This is a genomic window from Paenibacillus sp. A3M_27_13, assembly GCF_024213315.1.
GTDB classification, from domain to species: Bacteria; Bacillota; Bacilli; order Paenibacillales; family Paenibacillaceae; genus Paenibacillus; species Paenibacillus polymyxa_B.
In genome coordinates, this window is record NZ_JANAVE010000002.1 from 1,353,651 (window position 1) to 1,376,904 (window position 23,254).

Genomic DNA, 23,254 nt, shown 5'->3' on the forward strand with positions numbered 1-23,254 from the left:
TGATAAAAACTAAAAATTTAAATCATTTGCAATTCATAACGGAACACATTATCATAATTGACGTATCAATTGATGGGTCAAAGAATTAAGACGTTGAGGGAAATATGTAAAATAATATTTTGACAGGGGGTTTATATATAATGACTACGCGTAACGTTGCACTATCTATATTAGATCTTGCACCTGTCATTGAAGGCGGCACTCCTGCCGATTCCTTCCGCGACACGGTGGATCTTGCCCAGCATGCTGAACAATGGGGGTACCATCGGTACTGGCTAACGGAGCATCATAATATGCAGGCGGTCGCTAGTGCGGCTACGTCCGTGATCATCGGGCATGTAGCTGCACATACAAACAAGATTCGGGTCGGTTCAGGCGGTATCATGCTGGCTAACCATGCTCCACTCATGATTGCAGAGCAGTTTGGAACCCTAGAGTCGCTCTATCCGGGACGAATTGATCTGGGACTTGGCCGGGCTCCAGGCACGGATCAACCCGCGATGAGGGCACTGCGGCGAGGGCTTCACAGTACTGGGGAAGATTTCCCCGAGCAATTGAATGAGCTGCGTTCTTACCTGAATCCAGCGCTAAACGGAGCCGTTCCGGGAGTAAGAGCGATTCCTGGAGAGGGGCTGGACATTCCCATCTGGTTACTGGGATCAAGCGGATTCAGCGCACAGCTGGCAGGTCAGCTTGGGTTGCCGTTCGCGTTCGCCAGCCACTTTGCCCCGGCTCATTTGCTACAGGCTTTAGAGTTGTATCATCGCAATTTTCGGCCATCCAAAGCACTGGATAAGCCATATGTGATGGTCGGTGTTAATGTGCTTGTTGCAGATTCTGATGAGGAAGCAAAATGGCTCTTTACTTCACAAGAACAGCAGTTTCTAAATGTGCTGCGCGGGCACAGCGGAGGACTGAAGCCACCAGTGGATGACATGGAAAAGCTTTGGAGTGAGCACGAGAAGGAGATGGTTCGTGGTAATATGCTGGGGTATTCAGCCATCGGCAGTCCTGACACCGTCAAGCAAAAGATGGATTTGATAATCGACCAGACGAGAGCCAATGAGCTGATTACAACCTCTCAGGTATATGACCATCAAGCGCGCCTGCGCTCGTACGAGCTGCTAGCCAAAGTGATGCGTATAGTTGGGTAATTAGATGAGTTAAACAAATGAGGCTGTGCCAGAAAGGTTCTTATAACCGATTCTGACATGGCCTTTATTTTCTGCGTGGAAATGATCGTTTTACAATGAATATATCCGTTTTATAGATGGGTAAAAATTAAAATTTATTTTTGATTATTTTTGTATTACTTATTTTCAAATTAAAACAAAAGTGTTATAGTCTCCATAAACAAAGAATAACCACTTTAATAAAGCCTTTCAAAACTAAAACTAAACTTGGAGGTCTTTTTCCTATGGTACAAAGTCTGTGGATTTCTTCACAAGCATCTGAGCAGAAAAGCACGCTGGAACAGCTCGTATACCGTTCTAACCTGATTGGCACAGATAGGAGTGTGTGCAACTGGGGAGGCGGCAACACTTCGGCCAAAACGATGATACAAGATTTTCGTGGGCGTGAAGTAGAAGTGATGTACGTTAAGGGCAGCGGTTCCGATCTCGCAACAATGAAAGCGCATAACTTCACAGGGCTTCGTATGGAGGATATTCGTCCTTTATTTGAAAGGGAAGATATGTCTGACGAGGATATGGTCGCATATTTGGCGAACTGTATGATAGATGCCAAGCATCCACGGGCTTCAATTGAGACGCTATTGCATGCTTTTCTGCCTTTTAGACATGTGGATCATACACACCCGGACGCGATTATTAGCTTGTGCTGTGCGCACAACGGCAAGGAAATCGCTAAGGAAATTTTCGGTGACCGTTTTGTATGGGTGCCTTATATCCGTCCTGGCTTTAAGCTATCGAAAATGATTGCCCAAGGTGTACTCGATCATCCACAAGCTGAATTGGTATTGATGGAAAAGCATGGTCTGGTTACGTGGGGAGAGACATCCGAAGCGGCTTATGCGAAAACAATCGAAATCATTCAAGAAGCAGAAAGCTATATTAAAGCTCGTCAAGAGGAAAAGCAGGCATTTGGAGGCACAAAATATAAAGCGCTTACTTATAAAGAACGCCGCAGCATTGCATCCCAGGTCATGCCATCCGTCCGTGGTGCAGTCAGTGATGAGAAAAAGATGATCCTCACCTTTGATGACGCGGAGGATGTGTTGGAGTTTGTGAACGGCAGGGATTCTGCTGCTTTATCCCAGGTCGGGGCTGCGTGCCCGGATCATCTGGTCCATACCAAGATGAAGCCACTCTATGTAGATTGGACACCGGATGTGGAGGATGTAGAGGGCTTGAAAGTTAAGCTTGCCGAGGGTATAGCAGCCTATAAGGAGCAGTATCAAGCTTATTTCGAGCGCAATCGGCATGAGGGAGATGTTATGTTTGAGGCTGCGCCACGTGTAATTTTGATTCCGGGTATTGGTATGATCAACACAGGAAAAAGCTGGAGCAACGCGCAGGTAAGCGGCGCCTTGTATCATCGGGCTATTGCTGTCATGCGAGGAGCAACGGCGTTAGGAGAGTTTGTTTCACTCAGCGAGAACGAGTCATATAACGTGGAATATTGGCCGCTGGAGCTTTATAAGCTGTCACTCGCGCCAGCAGAAGCTGAATTTTCCCGTAAAATTGCGTTCATTACAGGCGGTGCAGGCGGAATTGGCAGTGCAACCGCACGTCGTTTGGTGGATGAAGGCGCACATGTCGTACTGGCAGATCTGAATCTAGAAGGCGCGCAAAAGGTAGCCGCAGAGATAAATAGCAGCTACGGAGAAAATCGTGCCATCGCCGTAAAAATGGATGTGACGCTGGAGGAGCAAATTCAGGCTGCCTATGCAGAAACGGCATTGACCTATGGCGGTGTAGATATCATCGTCAACAATGCAGGGCTTGCTACATCCAGTCCGTTCGATGAAACATCGTTAAAGGAATGGAATTTAAATGTGAATGTGCTGGGAACGGGTTATTTTCTGGTTGCACGAGAAGCGTTCAAGCTCATGAAGGAGCAGACACTTGGCGGCAGCATGGTGTTCGTCGGTTCCAAAAACTCGGTCTACGCAGGAAAAAATGTAACAGCCTACAGCTCGGTCAAGGCGCTGGAAGCGCATTTAGCCCGTTGTATTGCCGCAGAAGGCGGTGAATATGGTATCCGTGTGAACACCATTTTGCCGGATGCCATTCTGCAAGGCTCGGCAATCTGGAACTCCAATTGGCGCAACGAGCGCGCTGCCGCCTACGGGATTGAGCCCGACCAGCTGGAGGAACATTACCGCAAACGGACGACGTTGCTGGTCAACATTTACCCGCAGGATATCGCCGAGGGCATTGCCTTTTTCGCCTCGTCCAAGGCAGAGAAAACGACAGGTTGTATGCTGACCATCGACGGTGGCGTTCCCGCAGCATTTACACGCTAGCCGAATTAAAATGAACCTATGTAAGCGATAGACTCATTTCAACGGCTCAACACTTAGGATTATAATGAACTAATTTAATGTACTAATCTATTTCACTAAACCAAGCCACATGACGATAGTTTCGAAGGGCTTATACACACTAACACTTTAAATATAGAAGTGACTTTATGGGTGGTCAGCAGCAGAGCGGGCGGAATTGTTCTGAAGAAACGATGTGTTTGCCTTTGCAACGGGATTTTAACCTTATCATGTGTTATAAAATGAAAAATCCCGTTGCAACAGCGATCGGAAGAACAATCCGCACGCGAAGCGGCCTCCCGTAACTCACTTCATTTTCCAAGGAGGAACCACGATGAGTGACAAAGCGTACGCCTTATTCGAGGAGCAACAGCAACAACGGGGCATTGACCTGGAGCAAGTAAAGGCAAAGCTGAAAGCGCTTAGCATAGAAACACCATCCTGGGGATATGGTGACTCAGGTACACGATTTAAAGTCTTTCAGAAAACAGGCGTGCCGCGTGACCCGTTCGAAAAGTTGGAGGATGCCGCGCAAGTTCATGCCGTGACAGGCCTATGTCCATCCGTTGCGATCCACATTCCGTGGGATACAGTAGACAATTACGGCAAGCTTCGCAGTCATGCCGAAAGCTTGGGACTACAGATTGGGGCCGTGAATCCCAATCTGTTTCAAGACGAGGACTACATGCTCGGCAGTGTCACCAATGTAGACCCGGCCATCCGCCGCAAGGCCATCAACCATTTGCTGGAATGCGTGGATATTGCGAAGGAAACGGGCTCTAACGATTTTAGCTTATGGTTCGCAGATGGAACGAATTATCCCGGTCAGGGAGACATTCGCAAACGGAAAAATTGGATGCTGGAAGCGCTCAGTGAAATGTATAAGGCGCTTACTCCTGACATGCGCATGTTGATTGAATACAAGGCGTTCGAGCCAGCCTTTTACCATACGGATATTGCCGATTGGGGCATGGCGTACAATTTCGCAACCAAGCTGGGGCCGCAGGCACAGGTGCTGGTGGATACAGGGCATCATCTGCCGGGAGCCAACGTGGAGCATATTGTCGCGTTTCTAATTGATGAGAAGCGATTAGGTGGTTTTCATTTTAATAGCTACAAATATGCGGATGATGATCTGATCGTGGGCTCCGCGAATCCGTATGAACTGTTCTTGATTTTTTATCAGATTTTGAATGCGGCTCAGGATGTGGATGCGGATATTCGCCATACCGTCGATAAAATTGCTTATTTGATCGACCAATCGCACAATATTGAACCCAAAATTCCGGCGATGATTCGCTCGGTGCTGAATGTGCAGACTCAATATGCGAAGGCACTTCTGATCAATCATGCAGAGGTGGAGGAAGCGGCGAGTCGCCAGGATGTGCTGGGTGCGGAGGATGCCGTGCGCCAAGCGTTTGAGTTCGATGTGGCACCATTGCTCAGAGCGATCCGTGAAGAGCAAGGGTTACCGGCAGACCCGATGAAAGCCTATTTAGCGTCTGAGTATGGCACGCAGATTTTGCAAAGAGGCAAGGGTGGTGCAAGCTGGTGAGCATCCTCGCTTATGATTTGGGAGCAAGCAGCGGCAGGGTTCTACTCGGAGAATTGACAGATTCACGTATAGTGGTGGAGGAAATTCATCGCTTTTCGAATGATCCGGTCAAGGTTGGGGAGCGTCTGCACTGGGATCTGTTGCGTCTGCATCACGAGGTTCAGCAAGGATTGCTCAAAGCCAAGCATATGGGAGTGAATCCGTCCAGTCTTGCGATTGACTCCTGGGCGGTCGATTTTGGATTAATTGGGAAAACCGGAGAATTGCTGGGGAACCCTTATCATTATCGGGATTGGCACACCCACGGGGTGATGGAAGAAATACAGGAACGGCTGGGAAAAGACTTCATTTTTCAGCGTACAGGCATTCAGTTTTTGACGTTTAACACGATTTATCAGCTGGCTGCTATGCGAAATACGAGTTCACCGTTGCTGGAGCAGGCAAAGCATTTCTTGATGATTCCAGATCTGCTGCGGTATTTTCTGACAGGTGAAATGTACAATGAGTTTTCGAATGCGACCAGCACGCAATTATATAATCCGTTGCAGCAAAAATGGGATGATGAGCTTTTGTCTGGAATCAATATTCCCCGTTCCTGGTTTGGTGAGGTACTGGAGCCAGGAAATGTTGCAGGAACTATCCGCTCGTCGGTCATGACCGATCTGGGTATTGGGGCGATTCCTGTAATTGCAGTAGCAGAGCACGATACGGGATCTGCTGTGGCTGCCGTGCCTGCGCTGGAGCACTCGTTTGCGTACTTGAGCTGCGGAACATGGTCCCTGATGGGAACGGAAACGGCACAGCCTGTAATCAATGACGATACGCTTCGTTTTAATTTTACGAACGAAGGTGGGGTCGGTCGAACTTACAGGCTGCTTAAAAACATTATGGGCTTGTGGATTTTACAGGAGGCGCGCAGAGAATGGGAGCGGCAGGGATACTCCTATTCCTTCCCCGAACTGGTTCATATGGCAGAACAGGCTCCAGCATTCACTTCTTTGATTGACCCGGACGATGAACTGTTTCTGCACGCCGGGGATATGAAAACACGTATTCGCCAATATTGCCGCAACACCGGGCAGCCATTGCCCGAGACGCCGGGAGAAATCACGCGCTGTGTTTTGGAGAGTCTGGCGTTAAAGTACCGTTACATTTTGGAGCTTACGGAGCAGGTGTCAGGACAACGGTTTAATGGTTTGCATATGGTCGGAGGAGGGATTCAAAATCGCTTGCTGTGCCAATGGACAGCCAATTCGATTCAAAAACCAGTGTGGGCGGGACCTGCAGAAGCGAGCGCAATCGGCAATCTTGCGGTACAATGGATGACACAGGGAAAGTTCGCCGATATATGGGAAGCACGCCGGGTCATCGCGGATTCTATTTCCGTGGAGGAATATGAACCTGCCGAGTCAGAAGCGTGGGAGGATGCCTACGGGCAATTCCGGCGGGTGGCGGGACTTTTTGTACATTAAAGATGTGGAGTGAGATTGCCATGCTGGTCGCAGAAAGATATGAGATGATTGTGCAGCTCGTTAATGAAAAAGGAAGCATACGGGTGTCCGAATTGAGTGAGTTGTGCAAAGTAACGGAAGAAACGATCCGCCGTGATCTGGACCGCCTGGAGCAGGCGGGACGACTGCGCCGTTCGCATGGGGGAGCGGTCAGTGTCAAAAACGAGCAGCCTGAAACGCCCTATGCGGTACGGGAAATTATGAACGCAGAGGAAAAGCGTAGGATTGCCGAGGAAGCGGTCAAGCAGATTCAGCCGAATGATCGTATTTTGCTGGATGCCAGCACAACCGCCTGGTATATGGCGTCAAGTTTACCGGATATTCCTTTGACAATATTAACAAATTCAATTCGGGTAGCTACAGAGCTGGCGGGTAAGGAAAAAATCGAGGTTATTTCGACAGGGGGGCAGTTGCTTCAACGCTCGCTGTCATTTGTAGGCCCGCTCGCAGAGCGTTCACTAGAAACCTATTATGTGGATAAATTGTTTTTCTCCAGCCAGGGGGTTCATCTGGATCGCGGTATTAGTGAATCGAATGAACTGCAAGCACGTTTGAAGCAGAAAATGGTCAGCATTGCAGACCGTGTGATTTTACTGGCGGATGCGAGCAAATTTGGGCAACAGGCGTTTACGCATGTCGTGAACCTGTCGCAGGTATCCGAGATTATTACGGATTCGCGGTTGTCGGACCCGATTCGCAGTCAACTTGCGGAGCTGGCTATTCCAGTTACGGTTGTGTGAAGCGGGGAATTTCCAAGGTGAAGGCTGCTTTGCGTTTCATTTGGTCTTACGATCGCTATTGCAGTGGGATTCTTTGATGATGTAAAAAAGTTATAAGTGAGAATCCCACTGCAAGCTTCTAAAGTATCACTTCCCCCGGATTTTTAGCATTGAGTAAAGAATCTGGGGGCAACAGCGATGGGAAGCACCATCTGACTGCGCAGCGGCACTATAGGTAACCTTTCAGTTATAAAGTAATAGCTATTCCATGGACGGAAGGGTGTTCCGTATGAAGGTATCTTTATTTATAACCTGCCTGAGTGATGCGATTTATCCCAAGGTAGGGGAAGCGATGGCACGCTTGCTTGTCAGATATGGTGTTCAGCTGGATTTTCCGAAGATACAGACATGCTGCGGACAGCCATCCTATAACAGCGGCTATTGGGATGAAACGAGGGTTGCGGCTAAAACGATTTTGAAAGCGTTTAACGACAGCGATTTTGTCGTATCTCCTTCCGGCTCGTGCACATATATGATTCATCATTACCCGGAGTTGTTTAAGGATGAACCCGAATGGCTCGATTCGGCACGGAGGCTGGAGCAAAAGACGTATGAGTTTACGCAATTTATGGTGCAGGTGCTTGGCGTGACCGATGTGGGCGCGTCTTTTCCGCATACGGTAACCTACCATCCGTCTTGCCATGGCACACGTTTGCTCGGCGTGAAGGAGGAACCGATGAAGCTGCTTGGCAGTGTAAAGGGGCTGCAATTAGTACCACTTCCCTTTGCTGAGGACTGCTGTGGCTTTGGCGGGACTTTCGCGGTGAAAATGCCGGATATTTCGGGAGCGATGGTGACTGAAAAAGTGGACCACATCAGGGAGACCGAAGCCGAGGTACTGGTCGGACTAGATATGGCCTGCTTGATGAACATTGCTGGAAATCTTCGGTATCGGGAGGAGCCAGTTCGGGTGATGCATCTGGCTGAGCTGCTGTACGAAGGGGTGAAGCACGCATGACCGCCGTACACTCACATTCCATGAACCAAAAGGTCAAAAAACGCGCAGAGCTGGCCCTAAATGATGATTTTCTGCGGAATGCAGTTCGTTTCACTACGGAGCGGCTGCGCAACGGCAAGCGGGTGGCTTCAGAACAGCACGGAAATTGGGAGGAATGGCGTGAACGGGGCCGTCAAATTCGTCTGCATACCATTGCCCATCTGGACTATTATTTAAATCTATTTGTAGAAAATGCCCGTGCCAACGGGGTGCATATTCATTTTGCCGATACAGCAGCCGATGCCGTACGTATTACACTGGATATTGCTGCGCATAGCCAAGCCCGCTCCGTCGTCAAATCCAAGTCGATGGTGTCGGAGGAGTTGCATTTGAATCAGGCGCTGGAGGGTGCGGGTATCGAGACGATTGAAAGTGACCTCGGTGAGTATATTATTCAACTGGCAGGAGAGCCCCCGTCTCATATCGTCATTCCGGCGATTCACAAAAACCGTTATCAGATTGCCGAGCTGTTATCCAAAGAAGCAGGGGAGAAATTGTCCGCGGATACGACGATTTTGGCGGGCTTTGTCCGCAAAAAGCTGCGTGAGAAGTTTCTAGAAGCGGATATTGGCATGACCGGGTGTAATTTTGCCATCGCCGAGACAGGCTCCATGGTCCTGTTTGAAAATGAAGGCAACGCACGAATGGTATCCACTTTGCCCAAAACGCAAATTACGCTGATGGGCATGGAACGGATTATTCCATCCTGGACGGATTTGGAGGTGATGGCTACATTACTGCCACGATCCGCTACTGGACAGAAGCTGACCATGTACATGTCTGGTATTTCAGGCCCTCGGCGCAGCCAAGATGCCGATGGGCCTGACGAAATGCACATCATCATCGTAGATAACGGACGTTCACTACAGCTAGGCAATCCCGAGTTTCAAGAGTTGCTGAATTGCATTCGCTGTGGGGCTTGCCTGAATGCCTGTCCAGTGTACCGACACATTGGCGGGCATGCGTATGGCGGGACATATAGTGGCCCTATCGGTGCAGTGCTTACGCCTGCCCTTCATGGCAACATCGAAGAGTGGAACGATATTGCGAGTGCATCCAGTCTGTGTGGTGCGTGTTATGAAGCCTGTCCGGTCAAAATACCGCTGCATGATATGCTGGTATATTTGCGTAGACGTAAGGTAGAGGCGGGACAAGGAGATAAGCTGGAAACAGTAGGAATGAAAGGTTTTGCGACCGTGGTTTCCAGCTCGAAGCGATTCGCAGCGGCGATTCGGCTAGGGCAGATTGCTCAGAAAGCGGTCGTTCGTAAGGGCGAAATTACCCTAAAGCTGGGCCCCCTAAAGGGATGGAATACGTACCGTGTGGCTCCCTCTTTGGCGAAAAAATCCTTCCGTCAGCAATGGAACACGCTGGAGCATAAGCTGGAGCAGGAACGCAATGTGATGCAGCCGGATGTTCTCAGTCGAATGGAGAAGATTTTGGCAGATAGAAGTAAAGGAGGGACGCAGCATGAGTGAACAGAGTAATCCTTCTGCGCAAGCAAAAGCGGCCCATGAAACGTGGCTTCATCAAATGGAAGCAGAATCCCGTGCCAAGCAGGTACGCTTTATGGACGACATCGCGACGCGGCTCAAGCGTCCACGACAAACGGAACCGCCAGTTCAGCCGTTTCGCGGGGCACCTGCATTTTGGCACGAATTCGAATGGAGCGCGGAGCAGCGCATCGAAGAGTTCACCGCCAACTTTACAAGTGTTGGCGGGCATGTCGTGCGTCTGTCGGATTTGGAGCAGACCGCAGACTGGATCGCGCACAAAGCGCGAGAGCTGGGAGCGGCCTATATCGTCCGGCAGAATGAGCCGGACCTGGATGCGCTCCAGCTGGAATTGGCGCTGCCGGAAGTCCGTTTATCGGTGTGGAACACCGATCCAGTCGAGGATTGGAAGGCCCGCGCCGCCGAGGCGGATATCGGCATCGTCATCGCCGACGAAGCGGCTGCTTACACCGGTTCGGTAGCGGTGCTATCCTCGCCGGAGAAAGGCCGTGCGGTCAGCCTTTTGCCAACTGTACTGATCATTCTTCTGCCAGTAGAGCGCTTGCGAACACGGCTGGGCGAAATTCTAAGCCATTTTGACAAAGCCGGGCGTGAGCAACTGCCCGCAGGCATTCATTTTATTACTGGACCGAGCCGCTCGTCGGATATTGAAAATGATCTGACGATCGGTGTACACGGGCCGGGTATCGTCTATACACTGTTGATTGGTTAGTTTGTAGATGGATTAGCAGGTAGACTGGCGGACCTTCAATTCAAAAGCAAGGGAGGCTGGCTCCAAAGGCTGTCCGTTCAATTGCTGATATAATGTACGGAACATTTCCTGTCCGATTCGCTGCAATGGGTTCGTAATATTGGTCAGTCCCATGGCGTCGGCTACCTGACTTTCGTCAGCTTCAAAGCCGACCACTGCTAAATCTCCTGGAACCTTCCACCCTTTACTACGAGCAGCTGAGATAATACCGCATGCCACCAAATCATTGGTTGTCATGATGGCATGGGGACGTTCCTTTAAAGACTCCAGCTTGGCGAACGCTCGCATTCCGTCCTGCACCGTATGGATACCACTGAGCAACCATTCCTCATTCACTGGCAGCTTCCTTGCCGCGAGCAGGTCATAATAGGCCTGGAGTCTTCTTTGGCTGTTTACGCTGTTTTTTCTGCCTACGGTGCAGGCGATTTTTCTAAATCCCAGCTCGGCCAAATGCTCTAATCCAATCCGAAATCCTTCATAATGATCGAGATAAATGGATGAAATCTCTTTATTTTTTAATGGCTCGCAGGTCACAATCGGCCCATACTTGGTGTAATGCCTCACAGCAGACCAATCCAGCATACGCCGTAAAATGACGATCCCGTCCACTTTTTTCTGCCTCAAAAGCTCTAACGCCGCGCTTTCCAAATCCTGATTTTCCTCCGTCTGGTAGATCAAAACCTGATAATCTTGCTCTTTACCCGCATTGGATACTCCCTTGATGATTTGCATGTAATAATTGTTAATCGTTGGGGTCATGATCCCAATAACCTTGGTACGGCCTACTTTCAACTGCACCGCATTAATATTCGGAATATAATCCAGTTCCCGAATGACTTCCATCACCCTGGTCCGCGTTGCTTCACTGACATATGGATGATGATTAAGCACTCGAGATACGGTACTTGTCGATACCCCCGCAATTTCAGCAATTCTTTTTATATTATGCATGACATTCAACTCCAAAAATTTAGTTCTTGACCTGGAATGCATCCCAGATTGTAGCATGAAAGCATAAAGCGTATGCAGCAATCCGGGATGCATTTGAAGGACATGGGTTCCGCATACTTCTTCACAAATTATAACCTACTTGGAGGAATGCAACATGGAACAGGCAAAAGGTTTTCCCAAGAACTTTCTATGGGGCGGGGCAGCCGCTGCCATGCAGATTGAAGGGGCTTACAACGTAGATGGAAGAGGACTCTCGATTTCTGATGTATTTACCTTTGATCCAGCACTCGACAAAAAGCATTGGCTGGATCAGTGGCATATGATGACCCATGCGCAGGTCAAGGAAGCATTGGACCCAAACAGCACCAAAAATTATCCAAAACGTCGGGGAAATGATTTCTATCACCGTTATGAAGAAGATATTAATCTGCTGGCCGAAATGGGTTTTAAATGCTTCCGCACTTCCATTTCCTGGACACGTATTTTCCCGAATGGCGACGAGACAGAACCCAATGAGAAAGGGCTGCAATTCTATGACAAGGTTTTTGATGCCCTGCTGGCCAAAGGAATTGAACCTGTCATCTCGCTGACCCATTACGATATGCCTTTGTATCTTGTCACCGAATATGGTGGCTGGAAAAACCGGAAACTGATTGAATTTTTCGTCCGTTTTGCCGAGACTGTATTTACCCGTTACAAGGATAGAGTAAAGTACTGGATTACGTTTAACGAAATGAACTGTGTCAAACACCATCCGTTTGTCAGCGCGGGGATCATTGAAGAGAATCACCCGAATCTGGAGCAGGACAAGTATCAATCTGCCCATCATCAGTTTATAGCTAGCGCGCTGGCAGTCAAAGCCTGTCATGAGATTATACCGAACTCCCAGATTGGGTGTATGATCAGCTATCTGTTGCTTTATCCGAATACTTGCAATCCGGATGATGTGCTTGAATGCCAAAAGGAAGAACGAGTGTCCTTCTTTTTCAGTGATGTACAAGCTAGAGGGTATTATCCGTCCTATACCGCACGTATGTTCAAAGAAAAGGGTGTTGTTCTGCATAAAGAACCTGGCGACGATGAAATCTTGCGAGATAACCTCGTGGACTTCGTGTCCCTGAGCTACTATATGTCCAACAATGCCAGTGCCACTGCCGATCAGCATGCCAAAGCAAGCGGAAATCTGATTGGTGGCGTGAAGAATCCTTACCTGGAGCAGTCCGAGTGGGGATGGCAGATTGATCCTAAAGGATTACGTTATGCGTTGAATAACCTGTATGACCGCTATCAAAAGCCACTGTTCATTTCAGAAAACGGCGTGGGTGCGACAGATCAAATGAATCCTGACGGGACCATTAACGATGATTACCGTATCGACTATCTGAAAAAACATATCGAGCAAATGAGGGAAGCCATTGAGGATGGAGTGGACCTGTTCGGCTACACCGCCTGGGGTCCCATCGACATGATCAGTGCTTCGACCTCACAGGCATCCAAGAGATACGGCTTCGTCTACGTCGACCAGGATGATCTGGGCAACGGAACACTGAACCGCTACAAGAAAAAAAGCTTTGACTGGTATAAAAAAGTGATTGAATCGGGCGGAGAAGTGCTCTAAACGGAGGCGTATGATGCATGAAAGGCTTGAGCCTGCTCTTATGCCTGATCTGGGGCTTTAATTTTGTCATCATGAAATTGGGCAATGGAGCCTTTGAACCTGTTCAATTTGCGGCTCTCCGGTTTCTCACAGGGACGCTACTTCTGTTCGGAATTCTGATGTGGAAACGGGTTCCGAACCCTGACAGGCACACGATAAAATGGTATATACTCTGCGGGATTCTCCAGACTACCTATTTTAATATTGCGATTCAGATATCCCTGAACTACATTAATGCGGGCTTAACCTCCGTGCTTACGTACAGCATGCCGCTGTTTTTATCCATTATGGCTCATTTTATGATTCCAGGTGAGCGGCTGAATACACGCAAAACGATTGGAATTGCTACAGGGGTCCTGGGGCTATTATTTGCTATGGACATTCATTTGGGCGGCAATTTGTGGGCCATGCTGCTTGGGGTGAGTTCAGCGATTGCTTGGGCACTTTCGAACCTGATTATCAAGCTCAAGCTCCAGCATTGCGATAAAACCCAGTTCACGACCTGGCAGATGGCGTTCGGTGCGCTCGGATTGTTATTGTACTCCCTGTTGTTTGAGAGATGGGAGCCGAACTTTAGCGCTGCGTCGATCTTTTATATCTTATTTTCCGGCATTGTGGCGTCTGCTCTTGCATTCCTGCTGTGGACTCATATTCTCACTAGAATGGAAGCTAGTAAAGCTTCTGTTACGCTGTTGCTGGTTCCTATCATTGGTGTTGTGTCCGGCTGGATCTTTCTTCACGAGGCGCTCAAAGCGGCTACCTTGCTTGGCATTTTCTTAGTACTGGCGGGCATCTGGATTGTGAATCGTTCAGGGACTCCGAAGCCGTAGTAAGCGGATGGAAGGCTTTTTTTAATAAAGGGTTGACAGAAAAAAAGAAACTCTATTATAATGAAGCCAAGAAAACGATTACAAAAATGAATCTCATAATTTTCAGGGTGTTACTATTTTAGGCATAACCTGAATGGAGTTCCGGTAAATGGGCGATAACGTCTATGAAGCGGTATTCTGTTCAGGTTTTTTAGTGTATGCACATTTTTTAACAGAGTCTCTTTAAAAAATGGCCTTCCAGTAAATAAAAGCAGGTGGTCGCATGATTTTGAAGAAAGCGCTTAACAACAATGTCGTTTTAGCAGAGGAAGAGGACGCCCAAGAGGTCATTGCGACAGGAAATGGAATCGCATTCAACCTGAAACCGGGGGATACCATTGATGAGCGGAAAATCACGAAGCTGTTTGTAGTCAAAACTCAGGATTTATCCGCGAAGCTGGCGGATTTGCTGAAAGATGTGAAGATGGAATGTATTGAAATCGCGGATGAAATCGTGGAGTATGCCAGACCGAGATTGGCTGGAGACATTAGTGACTATATTTACCTAGCCCTGATCGACCACATTTCATTCGCCATCCAACGGCATGAACGGGGAACACCGATTGAAAACCGATTTCTTTGGGAGATCAAGCGGTTTTATCGCGAAGAATTCGCGATCGGAAAACACGCGCTGGAGATGATTCGTAACAGGATCAACATCACGTTCGATGAGAATGAAGCTGGGTTTATTGCCCTGCATTTCGTCAACGCCCGCCTGGATAACCAGAAGCTTGATCTGACGCTAAAAACGTCAAAAGTCATCAAGGATATTATGGATATTGTAAAATACCACTTCAATGTCGAGATTGATGAAGATTCATGGAATTACAACCGTTTTGTAACCCATCTTAAATTTTTTGCCCAGCGGCTTTTTGCCCACGAATCGGCAGACCCGCAGTACATGAATTTGTTCGAAGACCTGAAAATCAAATTTCCAGAAGAGCACAGATGTGTACAAAAAATAGGGGTGTATGTGAATAAGCAGTTTGAGCAGAAATTAACCAATGATGAAATGATGTATCTTATGATTCACATTTCCAGATTGGTCAACAGAACTGAAAACTAACAGGGTGTTACCATTCGTGGGCATTACCTGAGTGATTTCGATACTAAATTGCATTTTGGTATCGGGGATTACTCAGGTTTTTTTTATATCAACCAGAGAACATTGGAGGCAGGCATTATGAGCAAACATGATGAATTAGCGAAATTCATTGTAACTAATGTAGGCGGAGAAGAAAATATACGTGATCTGTACCATTGTATGACCCGTCTGAGATTTACACTTAAGGATAAGCAAAAAGCCAATAAACAGGCTTTGGAAAATTCCGACAGTGTCATTTCCGTGATAGAAAGCGGAGGGCAGTACCAGGTGGTGATCGGCAATCATGTTAACGAGGTTTATGATACGATTGCGAAGAACTATAACCTTCAGGTAAAAAGCGGCAACGAAAAGAAAGAGGATAATGCAAAGGAAGGTAATTTCATCAGTCGTGCTTTTACCGTCATGAGCTCTATCTTCCAGCCGATTGTACCTGCTTTGGCTGGTGCAGGGATGCTGAAAGCTATCCTGGTTATTCTTACACAGTTAGAGTGGTTGGACAGTGCCTCCAGTACCTATGCTATCCTTGCTGCCGCAGGCAACGGCGTATTTTTCTTCCTGCCACTGATGTTGGCGTTTTCAGCTTCGAGAACATTCAAGACCCAGCCTATCGTATCTGCTGCCATTATGGCCGCTCTGCTGGAGCCTAACTTCACCAAGCTGATGGAAAACACGGGGGATATTGCTTCCTTTATCCACATTCCCGTTGTCCTGATGAGTTATACGACATCCATTATTCCAGCAATTTTAGCCATTTGGCTGTATTCATATCTGGAACGGTTTCTGAAGCGGGTGGTTCCGAAAAGCATTGAATTGTTTATGGTCCCGCTTGTTTCCTTATTAATTATGGTTCCGCTTACCGCCATTGTGATCGGTCCACTGGGAGTGTACACCGGTAAAGGTATTGCGGATGGTATTGAATTTTTGAGTACGCAAAGCGGTCTCTTGACTGGAGCCATTCTGGGAGGCGGCTGGACCTTCCTAGTGATGTTTGGTTTACACTGGGGGATTGCACCTGCGATGATCAACAATCTTTCCCTCAAAGGGTTTGATACGATTCGACCTATGATGGCTTCTGCGACCTTCGCCCAATCCGGTGTCGCTCTTGGGGTCTTTCTGAAAGCCAAAGACAAAAAGCTGAAAGCTTACGCACTGTCATCTATTTTCCCTTCACTGTTCGCTGGTATTACAGAACCTATCGTTTACGGATTGTCCGTGAAGCTGAAAAGACCAATGATTGCCGCCGTCATCGGGGGAATGATCGGAGGGGCCATTGCCGGACATTTCCAAACGACCGTGCTTGCTTATGTGTTCCCGGCAATAACTACTATTCCGGCATTCTTTACGAATACAATTGCTTTTTATTTGATTAGTATCATCATTTCATTTGTGGTTACTACCTTATTGACTTATATTCTGGGCTTTAATGAAGGAAACGGGGCAACGGATGCGGAGACAGGAAAGACGGAAGCAGAAAAATCCGAGCCTGCCTTACAAACTGAACCTGGACATACCGAAGTCACCGAGAATGTCTATGCGCCTATCCATGGCCAAATTGTTCCGCTTCATGAGGTTCCTGATCCTGCGTTCTCTACAGAAGCGATGGGTCAAGGAATAGCCATTCTACCGAGTGAAGGAAAGGTATATTCACCGGTTTCCGGGGTTGTCTCGCTCGTATTTCGAACCGGCCATGCGATAGCCATCACCTCAGATAACCATCTGGATCTGTTAATTCATGTGGGACTAGATACGGTTAAGCTGAAAGGCAGCTATTTCACGAAGCATGTAGAACAAGGGCAACGGATTGAACGAGGCGATTTGCTGCTTGAATTTGATATTCCGAAAATCCAGGCAGCCGGTTATGACCTGACCACTCCAATTATTGTTACCAACAGCACTGCTTACCAAAAGGTTACCCAGACACAGCAAAAATCCGTAGATTTGCAAAGTATTTTGCTCACTGTACATTAAATAAAGGAGGAAATGAGTTATGACAGCACAAATAGCCAAAAGTTTTCCTGAGAATTTTCTATGGGGTGGTGCTATAGCAGCGAATCAAGCTGAAGGGGCATGGAACGAGGATGGTAAAGGGCCAGCAATCAGCGATGCATTTCGGGGAGGAATAGTAGGCGGGACGTTTGATGATACGATTGATGAAAACAAGTACTACGCCAGCCATGAAGCGATTGATTTTTACCATCGTTATAAAGAAGATATCGCCCTGTTCGCCGAAATGGGCATGAAATGCTTTCGGACTTCCATTGCATGGTCCCGAATCTTTCCGAATGGGGATGATGCCGAGCCAAATGAAAAAGGGCTGCAATTTTACGATGATCTGTTTGATGAGCTACTGAAGTATGGAATTGAGCCGGTCATCACCATTTCTCACTTTGAGCTACCTCTGAATCTGATTCGCAAATACGAAGGCTGGAAAAGCCGCGAGCTGATTGGATTCTATGTAAAGTATGCGGAAGTTGTCTTCAAACGTTATAAAAACAAAGTGAAATATTGGATGAACTTCAACGAAATCAACCATTTCCATACCATTCCTTTGGCGGCAGGAGGCATTGTTGTTCAAGACGATGAGCACAAACTGCCGACTATTTATCAGGCTAGTCACCATGTTTTCGTTGCCAGTGCCCTGGCTACTAAACTGTGTCATGAAATTATCCCAGGAGCGATGATGGGCGCTATGTTATCCCTGAGTCCGATCTATCCGAATACCTGTAATCCGGACGATGTGTTTGAAGCCTATGAGCTGAGAAGAAGATCCTTATTTTATTCGGATGTGATCCTTAGAGGCTATTATCCAAGCTATGCGAAACGGATATGGAAAGAGCATAACATCATGCTCCAAATGGAGCCCGGAGATGAACAATTACTGCGGGAGCATACAGCGGATTATTTAGGATTTAGCTATTATCGAAGTACGACACATAAAGCAGGTATGCCCATCTTGGGCAACACAGGGGGAATTATGGGACTCGACAATTCCTATTTGGAAAAAACGCCATGGGGATGGCCAATTGATCCGAAGGGCTTCCGCTATGTGTGTAATGAGATGTACGACCGATATCAGAAACCTCTGTTTGTTGTAGAGAACGGCTACGGCAGTCATGATGAAATTTTGGAAGACGGTTCAATTCATGATCCCGAGCGGGTAGACTATCTGAACAAGCATCTGATCCAGCTGCATGAAGCTATTGAGGATGGCTGCGAAGTGCTCGGCTATACCTGGTGGGGTCCAATCGACATTGTCAGTGCGGGAACGGGAGAAATGAAAAAAAGGTACGGCTTTATCTATGTAGACAAAAACAACGATGGTACGGGTACGCTGGAAAGAAGAAAAAAGAACAGCTTCTACTGGTACCAAAAGATTATTGAATCCAATGGGGAAGTATTATTTGAACAAAATAAAGGAAAATAGTCCTGTATTAAATAAAAGTCAGAAATGAACCGGCCAGAGATACAATCTTTGGCTGGTTCGTTTGTTTATGTGTAGGAGTAGAGGGGAAAACGGGTTTCAAAATCTGTTTGTCTGCGATTGCTCCTAACCGAAATGCGGCCATCATGCAGCTCGGTAATACTTTTTGTAATCGCAAGGCCCAGTCCGGTGCCTCCGGTTTCCTTGGAACGTGATTTGTCCACCCGGTAAAACCGCTCAAACAAGTGCGGGACATCTTCCGCAGGAATTGGGGTGCCGTAGTTAGTGCAGATTACCACCGCCTCGTCGTCTTCGCGTCCTATGGTGATATCGAGGCGTTTGCCGTCTTTTCCGTATCGAATAGCGTTGGAAAACAAATTTTCATACAGGCGTACCAGCTCGTCGGTATCGGCTAGAATCCGAACAGGCTCGACGATTCGGACACGGTAGGACATGTCCGCCTGTTCCAGCGAGGGTACAAATTCCTCAGCAAGCTGGGTAAGCAATTTGCCGAGATCTACAGGCTCCAGCTCCAGTGGCAGACTGCCACCGCTCACACGCGTGTATTCAAACAGCTCATCGATCAGCTTTTTAAGCGTCAATGACTTTTCATAAGCAATGTTCACATAATAGCGCAGCTCAATTTCATCCCGATAGCGGTCGGTTTCAATATATTCCAAAAAACCGATCACGGATGTTAGCGGGGTACGAAGATCATGAGATACGCCGGTGATCAGGTCGTTTTTGGCTTTGGCGGAAGCCCGTTCTTCTTCCAGTGAGAGACGGAGCTTGTCCGCCATGGTGTTCATATTTTTCGCCAAGGTACCCAGCTCGTCCGCTGAAGACACAGGGATCGTATAGGACAGATCTCCATCAGCAAACTCCTGCATCCCCGTCGTAATTTCGCGAAGATAGCCAATCGTATTTTTGGTAAAAAGGAAAAAGAAATAAATATATAAAGGCAGCCCTCCAATCAGCATGATGAGTGGGGACCCAATATGATTCACGGTCCAGCGAATTAGACGAGTGCCAAAAAATGAACGGGAAGGGTTCAGCCATAGTAGCAAAGATGCTCCATAATAAAACACCATCAAAATCAGTCCGGTTAAAGTGAAGGCGGCAAGGCTAAGGGCTGCCAGCTTCCATCCCAATGTGTCATATCGTTTTGCCTTCAAGACGTGAATCCTCCATTAATCGAATTTTTCCATTTTGTAGCCGATTCCCCACACCGTTTTCAGGTATTTAGGTTTTCTCGGATCAGCCTCAATTTTCTCGCGAATTTTACGCACATGAACCATCAGCGTGTTGTTGGATTCCAGATATTGCTCCTTCCACACTTTTTCATAGATCTGCTCCATGCTCAGCACTTGACCACGATTACGTGCCAACAGCTCGACAATGGCAAATTCACGCGGGGTCAGCTTAATGGATTCTCCGGCGAGAGTGACCTCATGCGTAGCAGAATTAATGGAGAGTTCATCCAGTATCATTTCATGCTCCAATGCAGGGGAGGAGTGGGTATATTTCCGTACTCTGCGCAGCTGGGATTTGATGCGTGCCACCAGCTCCAACGGGCTGAACGGCTTAGTGACATAATCATCGGCTCCAACGCTGAGTCCTGTGATTTTGTCCATATCTTGTCCCTTCGCAGACAACATAATAATCGGAAAATGCTCGGTTTCTCTGATCTTCATGCAAGCTTCAACCCCGTCCATATTGGGCATCATCACATCAAGCACCATCACATCTATCGATTCCCGACTGACTTGCTCCAGCGCTTCCAGTCCGTCTCGTGCCATAAGCAGTCGATATCCTTCATTTTCCAAATAAATTTGCATCAGCTTAATAATTTCAGGTTCATCGTCTACTAATAAAATGGTTCCGTTATGCATGGTTGTGCACCCTTTCTGTTCTTTCCAGCAGTATACAATATGGGCGTATTATATACCTTTTTAAAGATGGAGGCTATGGACACTCATCTCAGTTCGCTTGCTTGGGGTCGTCAGCCTTTGGATAGTGCTGTTTCAGTTGAAGAAATACGGTTTTCTTGCTTGAATTGTCTTTTTTCTATTTCTGGTAGTTGACCGAACAAGATCCAAGCAAATGGCAGGAAACGGGAGATGATCGACACGACGAGCCAAGAGCAAAGAAGTGCAAAGAAAAAACCTCCGGCATACCACGCATGAATAAGCTGCGGAGAACCGATATGTGGTGAAAACTGCCGATACAGGAGCAGGAAGAACGGATGAATCAGATACACACCAAAGGACAGCGTGCCCAGACGTTCCAGTTTGCGAGTGACAAAGGAATCTTGTCGTCTGTACATTAAAAAGGAAATCTGTAGTATTACCAGAGTGCTAGACAGGCTGTACATATTATACATAAGTTCAAAAACTAGCGAATTGTACGAGATTCCGTACATTCTATTTTCGTACCACATATAGACATGCATGGTGGCTGAAATCAGCCATAAAGCCCAAATTGCGATCCATGTCAACACACCGGCAACACTTCGTTCCCCCTTACGCATCAGAAACCACGTTCTCAGCTGTGGGTAGTAGTAACCGAGAGCAGCACCCAGCATGTAGCAAGCTATATAAGACAGTGCCCAACTGCCCTTATTTTGAACCTGAAATAGAAATTTATTTCCAATAACAAATGACCACTGTACCAACAGCCCAAGGACAATAGACCATTGTGGAAGTTGCCGACAACGCTGGAACAGCCACAGTACGAATGGAAATGCAAGATAGAATTGCATCATGATAAAAATATAATATAAATGAGTATACGCTTTGCCTGTGGCCAGCTTCAGAGCAAAGCTTTTCGCAAGTGTGATTATATTCCATGGTTCGGAGCTGCCAGCCATAAGGGACAGGATGAAATAAAATAGAGAGAACATGACGTAAGGTAAGAGGATGTACAGCAATCTCTGCTTATAAAAGCGGCTTAAGAGCTGTCGTCCCATCGGACGATCCTTGTAGTTGTAGAACAGTACCATGCTGCTAAGCGCGATAAATACGGGGGTTCCATACTTCATCAACACATTGAGCGCATTGTATACAACATAAAGACTGGAATTTGTAAGCTGAACCGTTGCATAAGAAGTGGCATGTACCATCAAGACGGCTAAAATCGCCATGGCTCTGACCAACTGCAATTCGGGAATTTTTTCTTTGGTCTTAGGCTTCATAAGCTTCATTTCCTTTCAGGAGTGAACTGTATCTTGTTGAACTCTTTCTATTAAAAGATAAAGTTCTTAACAACCCTGAAGGGAAGGGCTTAAGAAACGCTTATGAACTTCTTAACTTTTGTTAAGAATTGAGGATTTTGCAAAAATCCCATAAGCGACTTCCAATGAACAAGATATAGATTGAAATGGTTTAGTCCGTCTATATCTTGCACTTCGGAGCGACTGGAATCGAATTTTGCAAAATCCTGAATTAAAAAGAACTTCCATAGCCTCAAAATGAGTGGCATGGAAGTTCTTTTTTATACTCATGATCATTCGTTATTTGCAGCGTTTGATAGGTGCGCGTCTAATTTGTCCACGAATGGCACCGTTCGGATGACGGATGGTGTGGACATTGACGTAAGCATTGCCCTCTCTGATTTGGCACACCAAATCATAAATGGTTCTGCCTCTGAGCGGACCGGTAAGATCACATGCACGTAGCACGCCGGTAACGACGCCTCTTCTAACGGTTATCCCAAACTTCGAAGGACCAAACAGTGTAGCAACAACAGGGCCATTTTCACCTCTTCGTCCCAGATGAATATGCGCTTCGGTTACCCGTGAGATATTGCGTACAGTCAGTTCAAAGCTTAATTGTTGGCTCGTTGGACGGTAACGAAATTCGGCTGTTCCTGTCGCATTTGTTCTGACAGGAGGCACTTCATTAGCCCCCCTTAAGGTGGCTCTAAACTTATTAGACATGACATCCCTCCTTTCCCAGTGTTGGTTTAGTGTATTCACAGGGCCAGGAAAAGGGCTGCACAATAGCCTATTCATCAGAAGTTGTGTGTTTTACAAGATATTCAGTCCAAGCACAAAACAAACTTTTTCATAGTCTATGAGTATCTGGTAGAGAGAGGAGGGGGAAACCATGGGAACATTTATTGATGGGAGAACATCCCAAAACGCTTCGACAGCTAACTCTATTGCCATTCCGATCACTCTTTTAAATACGCCTCAATTGTTTGGGCAGATCGGATTAAACACACTGGGAGCTACAGGTACGCCACGGGTTCTGCTTAAAGGAACCATATCGCTTCAACTTCCGCTTGCTTTAGTCGGAATAACGATCACTATTGTAAGAGGTACCCTGGTAACTGACCCTGTTGTTTATTCGGCTACGTCTACTTTCAGTTTGAGTTTATTAGCTCCACAGGTTATTGCGTTCTCAGCCGATGACTTTAACCCGCCGATTACACCACAATTGGTTTATACAGCTTTTGTTTCTTCTAACCTGCTGGGTACAGTACGAGTAGGTCCAGAGAGCTTTGACGGAATTTTGGTTGCGGATTAATGTAGTGATTTTGATATGAAGAAATATTGCTTCATAAAGCTTCGCAGTTGTAACTGCGAGGCTTTTTTGTGTACAAGTACAAGTTTTAGCTTAACGAATAAACTACTTTT

Annotated in this window: 19 protein-coding genes; 14 read left to right on the forward strand and 5 right to left on the reverse strand. The window is 47.1% G+C overall.

Annotation, left to right across the window (positions count from 1 at the left end):
• The first annotated feature begins 140 nt into the window (after positions 1 to 140).
• The 8 genes from NLX82_RS12780 (at position 141) to NLX82_RS12815 (ending at position 10,573) form a co-directional block, all read left to right on the forward strand.
• Complete coding sequence (locus NLX82_RS12780) at positions 141 to 1,154, forward strand: LLM class flavin-dependent oxidoreductase (RefSeq protein ID WP_075154139.1); 1,014 nt, start codon at positions 141 to 143, stop codon at positions 1,152 to 1,154.
• 263 nt (positions 1,155 to 1,417) lie between these two features.
• Complete coding sequence (locus tag NLX82_RS12785) at positions 1,418 to 3,487, forward strand: bifunctional rhamnulose-1-phosphate aldolase/short-chain dehydrogenase (RefSeq protein ID WP_028542340.1); 2,070 nt, start codon at positions 1,418 to 1,420, stop codon at positions 3,485 to 3,487.
• A gap of 352 nt (positions 3,488 to 3,839) precedes the next feature.
• Entirely contained in the window at positions 3,840 to 5,060 is a 1,221-nt protein-coding gene (gene rhaI, locus NLX82_RS12790) for an L-rhamnose isomerase (RefSeq protein WP_025724216.1), read from the forward strand.
• A complete protein-coding gene (rhaB, locus tag NLX82_RS12795; protein WP_069079673.1) occupies positions 5,057 to 6,532 on the forward strand; it encodes a rhamnulokinase in 1,476 nt (491 codons plus the stop codon). The genes rhaI and rhaB overlap by 4 nt, the downstream gene beginning before the upstream one ends.
• Positions 6,533 to 6,552: 20 nt before the next feature.
• Positions 6,553 to 7,311: a DeoR/GlpR family DNA-binding transcription regulator gene (locus NLX82_RS12800; protein ID WP_023988422.1), complete on the forward strand. Its 759-nt coding sequence runs from the start codon at positions 6,553 to 6,555 to the stop codon at positions 7,309 to 7,311.
• Positions 7,312 to 7,579: 268 nt separating this feature from the next.
• Positions 7,580 to 8,308 carry a (Fe-S)-binding protein gene (locus NLX82_RS12805; protein ID WP_025724218.1) on the forward strand — a complete coding sequence of 243 codons (729 nt, stop codon included), beginning with the start codon at positions 7,580 to 7,582 and terminating at the stop codon, positions 8,306 to 8,308.
• Positions 8,305 to 9,825 carry a LutB/LldF family L-lactate oxidation iron-sulfur protein gene (locus NLX82_RS12810; RefSeq protein ID WP_053325349.1) on the forward strand — a complete coding sequence of 507 codons (1,521 nt, stop codon included), beginning with the start codon at positions 8,305 to 8,307 and terminating at the stop codon, positions 9,823 to 9,825. Before NLX82_RS12805 ends, NLX82_RS12810 begins: the two co-directional genes overlap by 4 nt.
• Positions 9,818 to 10,573: a LutC/YkgG family protein gene (locus NLX82_RS12815; protein ID WP_254348182.1), complete on the forward strand. Its 756-nt coding sequence runs from the start codon at positions 9,818 to 9,820 to the stop codon at positions 10,571 to 10,573. The genes NLX82_RS12810 and NLX82_RS12815 overlap by 8 nt, the downstream gene beginning before the upstream one ends.
• A gap of 12 nt (positions 10,574 to 10,585) precedes the next feature.
• Here the strand turns inward: NLX82_RS12815 and NLX82_RS12820 are convergent, their stop codons facing one another.
• Positions 10,586 to 11,563 (reverse strand): LacI family DNA-binding transcriptional regulator, encoded by a 978-nt coding sequence (locus tag NLX82_RS12820; RefSeq protein WP_068940816.1) that lies wholly within the window; start codon positions 11,561 to 11,563, stop codon positions 10,586 to 10,588.
• 154 nt (positions 11,564 to 11,717) lie between these two features.
• On the opposite strand from NLX82_RS12820, the gene NLX82_RS12825 reads away from it, so the two are divergent.
• The 5 genes from NLX82_RS12825 (at position 11,718) to NLX82_RS12845 (ending at position 18,618) form a co-directional block, all read left to right on the forward strand.
• Positions 11,718 to 13,181 carry a glycoside hydrolase family 1 protein gene (locus tag NLX82_RS12825; RefSeq protein ID WP_028542334.1) on the forward strand — a complete coding sequence of 488 codons (1,464 nt, stop codon included), beginning with the start codon at positions 11,718 to 11,720 and terminating at the stop codon, positions 13,179 to 13,181.
• Positions 13,182 to 13,198: 17 nt separating this feature from the next.
• Complete coding sequence (locus NLX82_RS12830; RefSeq protein ID WP_053325351.1) at positions 13,199 to 14,050, forward strand: DMT family transporter; 852 nt, start codon at positions 13,199 to 13,201, stop codon at positions 14,048 to 14,050.
• A 262-nt stretch (positions 14,051 to 14,312) separates the two neighbouring features.
• On the forward strand, positions 14,313 to 15,155 hold the full coding sequence (gene licT, locus NLX82_RS12835; RefSeq protein ID WP_023988429.1) for a BglG family transcription antiterminator LicT: 843 nt from the start codon (positions 14,313 to 14,315) through the stop codon (positions 15,153 to 15,155).
• 117 nt (positions 15,156 to 15,272) lie between these two features.
• Positions 15,273 to 17,162: a beta-glucoside-specific PTS transporter subunit IIABC gene (locus tag NLX82_RS12840; protein ID WP_069079676.1), complete on the forward strand. Its 1,890-nt coding sequence runs from the start codon at positions 15,273 to 15,275 to the stop codon at positions 17,160 to 17,162.
• A gap of 19 nt (positions 17,163 to 17,181) precedes the next feature.
• Positions 17,182 to 18,618 (forward strand): glycoside hydrolase family 1 protein, encoded by a 1,437-nt coding sequence (locus NLX82_RS12845; protein WP_069079677.1) that lies wholly within the window; start codon positions 17,182 to 17,184, stop codon positions 18,616 to 18,618.
• Positions 18,619 to 18,683: 65 nt separating this feature from the next.
• Here the strand turns inward: NLX82_RS12845 and NLX82_RS12850 are convergent, their stop codons facing one another.
• The 4 genes from NLX82_RS12850 to NLX82_RS12865 form a co-directional block, all read right to left on the reverse strand.
• A complete protein-coding gene (locus tag NLX82_RS12850; RefSeq protein ID WP_028542331.1) occupies positions 18,684 to 19,790 on the reverse strand; it encodes a sensor histidine kinase in 1,107 nt (368 codons plus the stop codon).
• A 15-nt stretch (positions 19,791 to 19,805) separates the two neighbouring features.
• Complete coding sequence (locus tag NLX82_RS12855) at positions 19,806 to 20,507, reverse strand: response regulator transcription factor (RefSeq protein ID WP_023988433.1); 702 nt, start codon at positions 20,505 to 20,507, stop codon at positions 19,806 to 19,808.
• 110 nt (positions 20,508 to 20,617) lie between these two features.
• Positions 20,618 to 21,808, reverse strand: coding sequence for an acyltransferase (locus NLX82_RS12860; RefSeq protein WP_034095027.1), 1,191 nt, complete (start codon positions 21,806 to 21,808; stop codon positions 20,618 to 20,620).
• A gap of 318 nt (positions 21,809 to 22,126) precedes the next feature.
• On the reverse strand, positions 22,127 to 22,552 hold the full coding sequence (locus NLX82_RS12865; protein ID WP_053325353.1) for a CHRD domain-containing protein: 426 nt from the start codon (positions 22,550 to 22,552) through the stop codon (positions 22,127 to 22,129).
• Between the two features lie 169 nt (positions 22,553 to 22,721).
• Between NLX82_RS12865 and NLX82_RS12870 the strand changes: the two genes are divergently transcribed.
• Positions 22,722 to 23,144 carry a hypothetical protein gene (locus NLX82_RS12870; protein WP_023988436.1) on the forward strand — a complete coding sequence of 141 codons (423 nt, stop codon included), beginning with the start codon at positions 22,722 to 22,724 and terminating at the stop codon, positions 23,142 to 23,144.
• Positions 23,145 to 23,254: the final 110 nt, after the last annotated feature.

What these genes read in the sequence shown, in the direction of transcription:
- NLX82_RS12780 (WP_075154139.1), top strand. Translation starts at nt 141, where the DNA reads ATGACTACGCGTAACGTTGCACTATCTATATTAGATCTTGCACCTGTC.
- NLX82_RS12785 (WP_028542340.1), top strand. Translation starts at nt 1,418, where the DNA reads ATGGTACAAAGTCTGTGGATTTCTTCACAAGCATCTGAGCAGAAAAGC.
- rhaI (WP_025724216.1), top strand. Translation starts at nt 3,840, where the DNA reads ATGAGTGACAAAGCGTACGCCTTATTCGAGGAGCAACAGCAACAACGG.
- NLX82_RS12800 (WP_023988422.1), top strand. Translation starts at nt 6,553, where the DNA reads ATGCTGGTCGCAGAAAGATATGAGATGATTGTGCAGCTCGTTAATGAA.
- NLX82_RS12805 (WP_025724218.1), top strand. Translation starts at nt 7,580, where the DNA reads ATGAAGGTATCTTTATTTATAACCTGCCTGAGTGATGCGATTTATCCC.
- NLX82_RS12810 (WP_053325349.1), top strand. Translation starts at nt 8,305, where the DNA reads ATGACCGCCGTACACTCACATTCCATGAACCAAAAGGTCAAAAAACGC.
- NLX82_RS12815 (WP_254348182.1), top strand. Translation starts at nt 9,818, where the DNA reads ATGAGTGAACAGAGTAATCCTTCTGCGCAAGCAAAAGCGGCCCATGAA.
- NLX82_RS12820 (WP_068940816.1), bottom strand. Translation starts at nt 11,563, where the DNA reads ATGCATAATATAAAAAGAATTGCTGAAATTGCGGGGGTATCGACAAGT.
- NLX82_RS12825 (WP_028542334.1), top strand. Translation starts at nt 11,718, where the DNA reads ATGGAACAGGCAAAAGGTTTTCCCAAGAACTTTCTATGGGGCGGGGCA.
- NLX82_RS12830 (WP_053325351.1), top strand. Translation starts at nt 13,199, where the DNA reads ATGAAAGGCTTGAGCCTGCTCTTATGCCTGATCTGGGGCTTTAATTTT.
- licT (WP_023988429.1), top strand. Translation starts at nt 14,313, where the DNA reads ATGATTTTGAAGAAAGCGCTTAACAACAATGTCGTTTTAGCAGAGGAA.
- NLX82_RS12840 (WP_069079676.1), top strand. Translation starts at nt 15,273, where the DNA reads ATGAGCAAACATGATGAATTAGCGAAATTCATTGTAACTAATGTAGGC.
- NLX82_RS12845 (WP_069079677.1), top strand. Translation starts at nt 17,182, where the DNA reads ATGACAGCACAAATAGCCAAAAGTTTTCCTGAGAATTTTCTATGGGGT.
- NLX82_RS12855 (WP_023988433.1), bottom strand. Translation starts at nt 20,507, where the DNA reads ATGCATAACGGAACCATTTTATTAGTAGACGATGAACCTGAAATTATT.
- NLX82_RS12860 (WP_034095027.1), bottom strand. Translation starts at nt 21,808, where the DNA reads ATGAAGCCTAAGACCAAAGAAAAAATTCCCGAATTGCAGTTGGTCAGA.
- NLX82_RS12865 (WP_053325353.1), bottom strand. Translation starts at nt 22,552, where the DNA reads ATGTCTAATAAGTTTAGAGCCACCTTAAGGGGGGCTAATGAAGTGCCT.
- NLX82_RS12870 (WP_023988436.1), top strand. Translation starts at nt 22,722, where the DNA reads ATGGGAACATTTATTGATGGGAGAACATCCCAAAACGCTTCGACAGCT.